The 9,414-nt window shown below is 71.1% G+C and carries 10 protein-coding genes; 5 read left to right on the top strand and 5 right to left on the bottom strand.

The window, feature by feature from the left end:
* Both ACI379_RS10785 and galE read right to left on the bottom strand, forming a co-directional pair.
* A partial coding sequence (locus ACI379_RS10785; protein WP_439792086.1) for a hypothetical protein occupies positions 1-267 on the bottom strand: 267 nt, incomplete at its 3' end.
* Between the two features lie 47 nt (positions 268-314).
* Positions 315-1,328 (bottom strand): UDP-glucose 4-epimerase GalE, encoded by a 1,014-nt coding sequence (gene galE, locus ACI379_RS10780; RefSeq protein WP_439792085.1) that lies wholly within the window; start codon positions 1,326-1,328, stop codon positions 315-317.
* A 45-nt stretch (positions 1,329-1,373) separates the two neighbouring features.
* Between galE and gmd the strand changes: the two genes are divergently transcribed.
* Complete coding sequence (gene gmd / locus ACI379_RS10775) at positions 1,374-2,387, top strand: GDP-mannose 4,6-dehydratase (protein ID WP_439792084.1); 1,014 nt, start codon at positions 1,374-1,376, stop codon at positions 2,385-2,387.
* Complete coding sequence (locus ACI379_RS10770) at positions 2,384-3,325, top strand: GDP-mannose 4,6-dehydratase (protein ID WP_439792083.1); 942 nt, start codon at positions 2,384-2,386, stop codon at positions 3,323-3,325. The genes gmd and ACI379_RS10770 overlap by 4 nt, the downstream gene beginning before the upstream one ends.
* A gap of 123 nt (positions 3,326-3,448) precedes the next feature.
* Here the strand turns inward: ACI379_RS10770 and ACI379_RS10765 are convergent, their stop codons facing one another.
* From ACI379_RS10765 to rfbA, 3 genes are all read right to left on the bottom strand, one after another.
* Positions 3,449-4,033: a hypothetical protein gene (locus ACI379_RS10765; RefSeq protein WP_439792082.1), complete on the bottom strand. Its 585-nt coding sequence runs from the start codon at positions 4,031-4,033 to the stop codon at positions 3,449-3,451.
* The gene (locus ACI379_RS10760) at positions 4,030-4,590 is read right to left on the bottom strand and encodes an RNA polymerase sigma factor (protein WP_439792081.1); all 561 of its coding nucleotides are present in this window, start codon (positions 4,588-4,590) and stop codon (positions 4,030-4,032) included. Before ACI379_RS10760 ends, ACI379_RS10765 begins: the two co-directional genes overlap by 4 nt.
* A gap of 223 nt (positions 4,591-4,813) precedes the next feature.
* Complete coding sequence (gene rfbA, locus ACI379_RS10755; protein ID WP_439792080.1) at positions 4,814-5,674, bottom strand: glucose-1-phosphate thymidylyltransferase RfbA; 861 nt, start codon at positions 5,672-5,674, stop codon at positions 4,814-4,816.
* A gap of 140 nt (positions 5,675-5,814) precedes the next feature.
* Here rfbA and ACI379_RS10750 point away from each other — a divergent pair, with 140 nt between their 5' ends.
* The 3 genes from ACI379_RS10750 to ACI379_RS10740 form a co-directional block, all read left to right on the top strand.
* Positions 5,815-7,608: a DUF4012 domain-containing protein gene (locus ACI379_RS10750; RefSeq protein ID WP_439792079.1), complete on the top strand. Its 1,794-nt coding sequence runs from the start codon at positions 5,815-5,817 to the stop codon at positions 7,606-7,608.
* A 10-nt stretch (positions 7,609-7,618) separates the two neighbouring features.
* Positions 7,619-8,617 carry a dTDP-glucose 4,6-dehydratase gene (gene rfbB / locus ACI379_RS10745; protein WP_439792078.1) on the top strand — a complete coding sequence of 333 codons (999 nt, stop codon included), beginning with the start codon at positions 7,619-7,621 and terminating at the stop codon, positions 8,615-8,617.
* A 3-nt stretch (positions 8,618-8,620) separates the two neighbouring features.
* Positions 8,621-9,414: dTDP-4-dehydrorhamnose 3,5-epimerase family protein (locus tag ACI379_RS10740; RefSeq protein ID WP_439792077.1), on the top strand; the 794-nt coding region annotated here is incomplete at its 3' end.

Here is a 9,414-nt window from a genome sequence, read left to right as displayed (position 1 = left end):
GGGCAGCAGACCGGCCTCACGCAGCGCCATCCGGGTGCCCACACCGGCGCCGCCGATCACGGCGATGACGGTGCCGATCGGGGTCAGGACGGTGATGAAGTTGAGCCAGCCGACCGCGCGGTAGAGGCGGAAGTCGCCGAGCGACAGGATGAAGTTGAAGGCCAGCTGCACCAGGACCCCGCCGACGATCAGGCCGAGCCCGATCCAGAGCAGGGTCTTGGAGCGGTCCGTGGAGGCAGGCGCCGGGGCGCCGGGGTAGGTCTGCATGGGGCGTTCCTACCCCCGGGGCTCCCGCCTACACCGATCCGCTGTACTCAGCCGGGGTAGCCGTCCGGGTTCTGCGACTGCCAGCGCCAGGTGTCGGCGCACATGTCCTCCACCGAGCGCGTGGTCGACCAGCCCAGCTCGCGGTTGGCCTTCGACGGGTCGGCGTACGACGTGGCGACGTCGCCCGCGCGGCGCTCGACGACCTCGTACGGCAGCTCGTGGCCGACCGCCTTCTCGAACGCGTGAAGCAGCTCGAGGACGGAGGTGGGCTTGCCGGAGCCGAGGTTCCACACGTTGACCGGCTCGTCGGTGCGCACCAGGGCCTCGAGCGCGGCGACGTGGCCGGCCGCGAGGTCCTCGACGTGGATGTAGTCGCGCTGTCCGGTGCCGTCGGGGGTGTCGTAGTCGTCGCCGAAGACGGCGAGCTTGTCGCGCTTGCCGACGGCGACCTGGGCGATGAACGGCATCAGGTTGTTGGGGATGCCGGACGGGTCCTCGCCGATCGTGCCCGAGGCGTGGGCGCCGACCGGGTTGAAGTAGCGCAGCAGCGCGAAGCGCAGCGACGGGTCGGCGTGGGCGATGTCGCGCAGGATCTGCTCCTGCATCACCTTCGTCCAGCCGTACGGGTTGGTCGCCGAGGTCGCGCGGTCCTCGGTCGCCGCAGCCTGGTCGGTGCCGTACACGGTCGCCGAGGAGGAGAAGACGAGCTTGTCGACGCCGTACTTCTGCATCGCCCGCACGAGGGAGAAGGTGGAGACGAGGTTGTTCTCGTAGTAGTCGAGCGGCTTCTGGACGCTCTCGCCGACGGCCTTCAGCCCGGCGAAGTGGATGACGGCGTCGAAGTTGTCGGCCGCGAAGAGGTGCTCGGTCTTGCCGTGGTCGCACAGGTCGAACGAGTGGACCTCGATGGCGCGCCCGGTCAGCGCCTCGAGCCGGCCCTGCACCACGGGCGAGGAGTTGGAGAAGTTGTCGACGATCACGACGTCGTGACCGGCACGGACGAGCTGCACCACAGTGTGTGACCCGATGTAACCGGCACCGCCACTGACCAAGATCTTCATGGGCACCCACCCTAGAGGGCGCCACCGACTGACACACTGACGCCCATGCCCACCGCTCTCATCACGGGAATCACCGGCCAGGACGGCCTGTACCTCGCCGAGCACCTGCTCGCCAAGGGGTACGAGGTCCACGGGATCATCCGTGGCCAGAACAACCCCCGGCGCGACCTGGTGACCGAGCTGGTGCCCGACGTGCGCCTGCACAACGGCGACCTCACCGACCTGTCGAGCCTGATGCGGGCCATGCACGACTCCCAGCCCGACGAGGTCTACAACCTGGGTGCGGTCAGCTTCGTGGCGTACTCGTGGGAGAACGCGTTCGTCACCTCCGACGTGACCGGCATGGGCGTGCTCAACATCCTCGAGGCCGTACGCCTGCACGCCGGCGGCGACCCGCGCAGCGTGCGGTTCTACCAGGCGTCGAGCTCGGAGATGTTCGGCAAGGTGCAGGAGGTGCCGCAGCGCGAGACGACGCTGCTGTGGCCGCGCTCCCCGTACGGCGTGAGCAAGGTGTACGGGCACTACATGACGATCAACTACCGCGAGTCGTACGGCATGCACGCCTCCTCGGGGATCCTGTTCAACCACGAGTCGCCGCGCCGCGGGCCCGAGTTCGTGACCCGCAAGATCAGTCAGGCCGTCGCGCGCATCCACCTCGGCATGCAGGACACCGTCGCCCTGGGCAACCTCGACGCGCAGCGCGACTGGGGCTACGCCGGCGACTACGTGGACGCGATGTGGCGGATGCTGCAGGCCGACGAGCCCGACGACTACGTCATCGCGACCGGCGAGACCCACTCGATCCGCGAGTTCCTCGACAAGGCCTTCGCCCACGTCGGCATCGAGGACTGGTCCGCCCACGTCACCCAGGACCCGCGCTTCATGCGGCCCGCCGAGGTGGACCTGCTCATCGGCGACGCCTCGAAGGCCAAGGAGAAGCTCGACTGGCAGCCGACCGTGTCGTTCGACGAGCTCGTCGCGATGATGGTCGAGGCCGACATCAAGGCCGCCAAGGAGGGCTGGTGGGAGGGGCCGGGCTCCCGGCACGGGCTGGCATGAGCGCCCCGCTGGGCCGCGCGTTCGTCACCGGCGTCGGCGGCCAGGACGGCTCGTACCTCGCCGAGCGGCTGCTCGCCGACGGGACCGAGGTGCACGCGCTGGTGCTGGACTCCGAGCGCGAGCCGGCGCACTGCCCGGCCGAGGTGGTGCTCCACGTCGGCGACGTGCGCGACACCGACGGGACCCGCGCGCTGCTGGCCGACCTGCGCCCCGACCTGGTGGTCAACCTGGCCGCGATCAGCTCGGTCGCGCAGTCGTGGGACTCCCCCGAGGAGACCGCGCAGGTCAACGGGGCCGCGGCGGTGGCGCTGATGGAGTCCGCGTACCGAGTCGGGGCGCGCTTCGTGCAGGCCTCGAGCGCGGAGATCTTCGGCGAGCCCGCCACCGCCCCGCAGGACGAGTCGACGCCGGTGCGGCCGATCAACCCGTACGGGGCGGCCAAGGCGTACGCGCACCTGAGCGCCGGGGTGTACCGGGCGCGCGGGGCGCACGTGAGCTCGATGGTGCTGTACAACCACGAGTCCCCGCGCCGGCCCGAACGGTTCGTGACCCGCAAGATCACCTCGACCGTCGCCCGGATCGCGCGCGGGGAGGCCGACTCGCTGGTGCTGGGCAACCTCGACGCCCGCCGCGACTGGGGCTGGGCACCGGACTACGTGGACGCGATGGTGCGGGCCGCGTACGCCGACGACCCGGGCGACTACGTGGTTGCCACGGGCGAGGCGCACTCCGTACGCGACTTCGTGGCCGCCGCCTTCGCCGCTGCCGGGGTCAGCGCGTGGGAACCTCTGGTCACCACCGACCCCGCCTTCCTCCGCCCCGCCGACCCGACCGAGCTCGTCGGGGACGCCACCCGCGCCCGTACGGTGCTGGGCTGGGCGCCGTCGATGGCGTTCGAGGAGATCGTGGCGCGGATGGTGCACGCCGACCTCGGCTGAGGTTCGTCCCACCTGCCTCAGGTTTCCCCGCTTAGGCGGGGAAACCGACATGTTGTGGGTGTTGCAACCCCCACACAACGTCGAAGTCCCCGCCTTGGCGGGGACTTCGACACGGCCGCAAACTCACTCGGCCCAGGACCAGTCCGTCTCACGGATCTCACAGGGGCCCACTGCTCCGGTGGCGACGCCGAAGTCCACCGACGAGGTGCTCCCCCCGTCCGCGTTGGGTCGGACGGCGGCGGAGAGCACGAATGTCTCCCCGTCGGCGACGCTGCCCGGCGGGAGCTCGACGGTGAACTCCTCGCTCGACACGCTCAGGGTCACGCCGGGCGTCTCACGCGACTCATACCGGCCCGGCGCACACTCCCGCTCAGGCTCCAGGTAGGTGATGTCGGCTCGCACGCCGTACTCAGCCAGTGCGTCCTCCAGTCTTCCGGCGCCCTCCAACCTGTTGACCTTCACCGTGATGGTGCCGCTGTTCCCCTCGGTCACGGAGAAGGCGGGCGTCGGGCCGAGTACGGCGACACCGGCCAGCGCCGCAGCGGACGCGCCGACCAGTCCCCCGCCCGCGGCCCACCGTCGTCCGCGGCGACGCTGTTCACGCCCCCGCTGGGCGGCCGGGGCAGGCGCGTCGAGCGCCCGGGTGGCCACGACGCCGCGCAGCTCGGTCAGCAGGTCGGACTCGAAGGTGTTCAGGTCGCGGTTCATGACAGGGCCTCCTCGGCTCGCAGGGTGGGGTGCGCGGCACGCAGCGCCCGACGCGCGCGGTGGTAGCGCACGCGGGCGGTGCCCGCGGTGATGCCCAGGACGGACGCAGCCTCGGCGAGCGAGAGGCCGTCGAGGGCCACGAGCTCGACGACCTCGCGCTGGGTGCCGGGCAGCCCGGCCACCGAACGCATCACGATCCGCCCGGACGACTGCGCATCGATCCGCGCCACGAGCGCCTCGGTGGACTCCTCGTCGAGGAACCGTCGTCCGCCCAGTCGGCCGTACGCCCCGCGCTGCCGGGCGAGGTGGCGTACGTGGTCGGCGAGGACGTTGCGGGCGATCCCGGTCAGCCAGGCCCGTACGGGTCCGCGACCGGGCCGGTACGTCTCGGCCCCCTCCACGACCCGGAGGAACACCTCCGCCACGAGGTCGGCGGCGGTCTGGGGGTCGGCGCTGCGCCGGGTCACGTACCCGGTGACGTAGTCGAGGTGGTCGCGGTAGAACGCCTCGAACGCATCAGGGTCACGCCCCAGGGGCGTCAGGTCCGTCGTGGTCATCACACCCGCACTTCGTCGCAGGAGGTCGGACCGTTACATCTCGTCGAGCGGGGTCTCGACAGGCTTGACCGGCGGGCGGGGCTCGCCCGATCGACTCCCACCCGCCTCAGGAGTCCCTTGGTGTGGGGAACTCTGACCAGTTGTAGGCGTTGCAACCCCCACAAAATGTCGAAGTCCCCGGCTAAGCGGGGACTTCGACACGATGTAGGGAACTTTGTCACCCTCACCCCAACAACCCCAGCAGGTACTCCCCGTACCCGGACTTCCGCAGCGGCTCGGCACGCTCGGCCAGCTCGGCGTCGGAGAGGAACCCCATCCGCCAAGCGACCTCCTCCGGCGCCCCGACCTTGAACCCCTGCCGGGCCTCGAGGGTCCGCACGAAGGTGGAGGCGTCGTTGAGGGAGTCGAAGGTGCCGGTGTCGAGCCAGGCGGTGCCGCGCGGGAGCACCTCGACCTGCAGGCGGCCCTCCTCGAGGTAGCGACGGTTGAGGTCGGTGATCTCGAGCTCGCCGCGGGCACTGGGGGTCAGCGCGCGGGCGTACTCGACGACGTCGGGGCTGTAGAAGTAGAGCCCCGGGACGGCGTAGTTGCTGCGCGGCGAGGTGGGCTTCTCCTCCAGCGACAGCGCCCGGCCGTCGGCGTCGAACTCCACCACGCCGTACGCCGTCGGGTCGGCCACGTGGTAGCCGAAGACGGCCGCCCCGTCGAGGTCGTCGAAGCGGCGCAGCTGGGTGCCGAGGCCCGAGCCGTAGAAGATGTTGTCGCCCAGCACGAGCGCGACCGACTGGTCACCCACGTGGTCGGCGCCGATGGTGAACGCCTGGGCGAGGCCGTCGGGGCTGGGCTGGGTGGCCCAGGTGATGTCGATGCCGAACTGCGAACCGTCGCCGAGCAGCCGGTGGAAGGCGGGCGCCTCGGTGGGCGTGGTGATGACCAGCACCTCCCGGATCCCGGCCAGCATCAGCGTCGAGAGCGGGTAGTAGATCATCGGCTTGTCGTACACGGGGACCAGCTGCTTGCTGATCCCGAGCGTGATCGGGTGCAGCCGGGAGCCCGTTCCCCCGGCCAGGATAATTCCGCGCATGGCCGCCAGAGTAGGCGCTCTCTGGGACACTGGGGCATGTGTCAGCTCGCTCCTCACGTGGTTCCCGCGCGTCCCGCTCGCGCCGCGGACTCTGGTGGACCCTCGGTGGTCTAGCCGTTCTTCTCGTCGGGCTGGCGCTGTTGGCGCTGCCGTTCCGTACGGTCCCCGGTGACGCCGCCGCCGCCAAGCGGGCGCTGACGGCGGCCAAGGACGCCGCGCTCGACGGTGACACCGCGACCGCGCAGGAGCACGTGGCCGTTGCGCGCACCCACGTGGACAGCCTCCAGGACTCCACGCAGGGTCTGGGCGGCACCGTCTGGAGCTGGGTGCCGGTGGCCTCCGGCCCGGTGCGCGACGTGCGCCACCTCGGCGACGCGCTGTCCGACCTCACCGACGTCGCGGAGACCGGCGTGGGCACCTGGTCGCGCCTCAACGGCACCGAGCAGCCGCTGATGTCCGACGAGCAGATCGACCTCGGCGCGCTGCGTACCGTGGCCGTCGAGGCCCGCGAGATCGACCGGCTCCTGACCTCCGCGACGGCGTCGTTGGACGCGGTCGCCGACGACCGGCTGGTGGGCGGCACCATGTTCGCCGACGCCCGCGACGAGGCCCTCGACGTCGCCGTCCCGCTGGCCCGTACGGTCGACAGCGCGGTCCCGCTGCTGGACCAGCTGCCCGCCACGCTCGGCGCCGAGAAGAAGCAGAAGTACCTCGTCACCATGCTCAACCAGTCCGAGCAGCGCCACTCCGGCGGCGCCGGGCTGACCCTGGCCACGCTGACCGCCGACGACGGGCGCATCGAGCTGGGCGAGCCGGTCGACGCCACCGACGGCGAGACGTTCGAGCGGCTCAACTGGAAGCCGGTCCGGGGCAACATCTTCCACCGGCCCGACAGCACCATCGCCGGAGCCACGTACGCCCCGAGCTGGTCGGTGTCGGGCCCCGAGGTCGCGCGGGCCTGGCAGAAGCTCCGCGGCCAGCGCATCGACGGCGTCATCGCGGTCGACCTCACCGCGCTGGCGGACCTGCTGGACGTCACCGGCCCGGTCAAGGACACCGGCTTCGGCACGTTGACCGGCGACAACCTGGTCCGCGAGGTCATCGGCAACTACGACCCGTACGAGGGCGACACCGAGGGCCGCAAGGAGCTCAACCGCGAGCTGGTGCCGCTCTTCGCCGACCTGGTCTTCGACAGCTCCCAGCTCACCGAGAAGCTGACGTCGCTCCACGACTCCGCCGAGGGCCGTCACTTCGCGGTCTGGATGCGCTCCGAGGAGACGCAGGCGCTGGTCGCCGACGCTGGGCTGGCTGGCGACCTGACGTCCACGGACCACGACTACCTGGCGGTCTCCAACCAGAACACGAACGCCGCGAAGTCCGACTTCTGGCTGCGCCGCGACGTCAGCAGCCGGGTACGGGTGGCCGCCGACGGCAGCGCGCGGGTCCGGGTGACGGTGCAGCTGCACAACGACAGCCCGCCGTGGCCGTTCAGCAAGCCCGACCCGGAGGGCAGCAGCTTCGTGACCCGCTGGAACGGCATGTCGCAGGCGGTCTTCGTGCCGAAGGACGCCACCGGCTTCCGCGCCACGCTCGGCGGGGTCGCCGACGACAGCCCGTGGGTGGACACCTTCTTCGACCACCAGGTGGTGCGCGCCGACATCCTGCTCTCCCCCGGCGCCCGCGAGACGTACGTGCTGGAGTACCGCGTGCCGGCCGCCGCGGTGGTCGGTGACGACGGCGAGCTGGCGTACGGACTGGTGCTGGACCCGCACACGCTGGTGCAGGCCGAGGGGCGCGAGGTCACCGTCGAGTTCCCCGACTCCATGTCGGTCACCGGCCTGCCGAAGGGGTGGACGGTCGAGGGCAACGTGGCGCGGTACGCCGTCGAGGATCTCACCAAGACGGAGGAGTTCACCGTCACCGCTGCGCCCTAGACTCCCGGCCATGCAGAGACTGCTCGTCACCGGGGGCGCGGGCTTCATCGGCTCCAACTTCGTCCACCACGTCGTCGCGCACACCGACGCGTCCGTCACCGTGCTCGACAAGCTGACGTACGCCGCCAGCCGCGAGGCGCTCGCGGGCCTCCCGGCCGACCGGGTCGAGCTGGTCGTCGGTGACGTCGCCGACGAGGCGGCGGTCGACCCGCTGGTCGCCGGCCACGACGCGGTGGTCCACTTCGCCGCCGAGTCGCACAACGACAACTCGCTGGCCGACCCGTCCCCGTTCATCCGCACCAACCTGGTCGGCACCTTCACGATCCTCGAGGCGGTCCGCAGGCACGACAGGCGGCTGCACCACGTCTCCACCGACGAGGTGTACGGCGACCTCGCCCTCGACGACCCGAAGCGGTTCACCGAGGACACCCCCTACAACCCGTCCTCGCCGTACTCGGCCTCCAAGGCGGGCTCCGACCACCTGGTGCGGGCGTGGATCCGTTCGTTCGGGCTGCGCGCGACGGTGTCGAACTGCTCCAACAACTACGGCCCCTGGCAGCACGTGGAGAAGTTCATCCCCCGCCAGATCACCAACGTGATCGACGGGATCCGCCCCAAGCTGTACGGCTCGGGTGAGAACGTGCGCGACTGGATCCACGCCGAGGACCACTCGTCGGCGGTGCTGACGATCCTGGAGCGGGGCACGCTCGGCGAGACGTACCTGATCGGCGCCGACGGGGAGCAGAGCAACCTCGAGGTGGTCCGGCTGATCCTGACCCTGATGGGCAGGGGCGCGGACGAGTTCGACCACGTCAACGACCGCGCCGGGCACGACCTGCGCTACGCGATCGAGTCGGGCAAGCTGCGCAGCGAGCTGGGCTGGCGTCCGCGGTTCTCCGACTTCGAGGCTGGCCTGGCGGACACGATCCGGTGGTACGAGGAGCACGAGGACTGGTGGCGTCCCGCCAAGGCCGCGACCGAGGCGTCGTACGCCGCGAAGGGTCAGTGACCGGTGGCCGAGCTGAGCGTCGAGACCACCGCGGTCCCCGGGTTGCTGGTGCTGCGGCTGCCGCTGCACACCGACGCGCGCGGGTGGTTCAAGGAGAACTGGCAGCGCGCCAAGATGACGGCGCTGGGGCTGCCCGACTTCGGCCCCGTGCAGAACAACATGTCGTACAACGTCGCCCGCGGGGCGACCCGCGGCATCCACACCGAGCCGTGGGACAAGTACGTCTCGGTGGCCACGGGGCGGGTGTACGCCGCGTGGGTGGACATGCGTGAGGGCGACTCGTTCGGCGTGACGTTCGAGCTGGAGTGCGGCCCGGAGGTGGCGGTCTTCGTGCCGCGCGGGGTCGGCAACTCGTACCAGGCCCTCGAGGACGGCACCGTCTACTCGTACCTCGTCAACGAGCACTACCGCCCCGACGTGACGTACCCGGCGCTGCACCTGGGCGACGAGTCGGCGGCGATCCGGTGGCCGATCCCGCTGGGCGAGGCGGAGATCTCGGAGAAGGACCACCGCAACCCGCGGCTGGCCGAAGTGGTGCCGATGGCGCCGAAGCGGACCCTGGTGCTGGGCGCTGCCGGCCAGGTGGGGCGGGCGTTGGCGCGGGCGTTCGGCGACGCCGACCTGGCCTCCCGTTCCGGCGGCGACCTCGACGGACGTGAGGTGGCCGCCCTCGACGTGACCGGCCCCGAGGCGCTGGCCGCCGTGCCGTGGCACGAGTACGCGGTGGTGCTCAACGCGGCCGCGTACACCGCCGTCGACGCCGCGGAGACGCCCGAGGGGCGGGTGGCGGCCTGGCA

This window comes from Nocardioides sp. (genome assembly GCF_051876515.1).
In the GTDB taxonomy this organism is placed as follows: Bacteria; Actinomycetota; Actinomycetes; order Propionibacteriales; family Nocardioidaceae; genus Nocardioides.
This window is presented reverse-complemented; position numbering and strand designations above follow the sequence as displayed.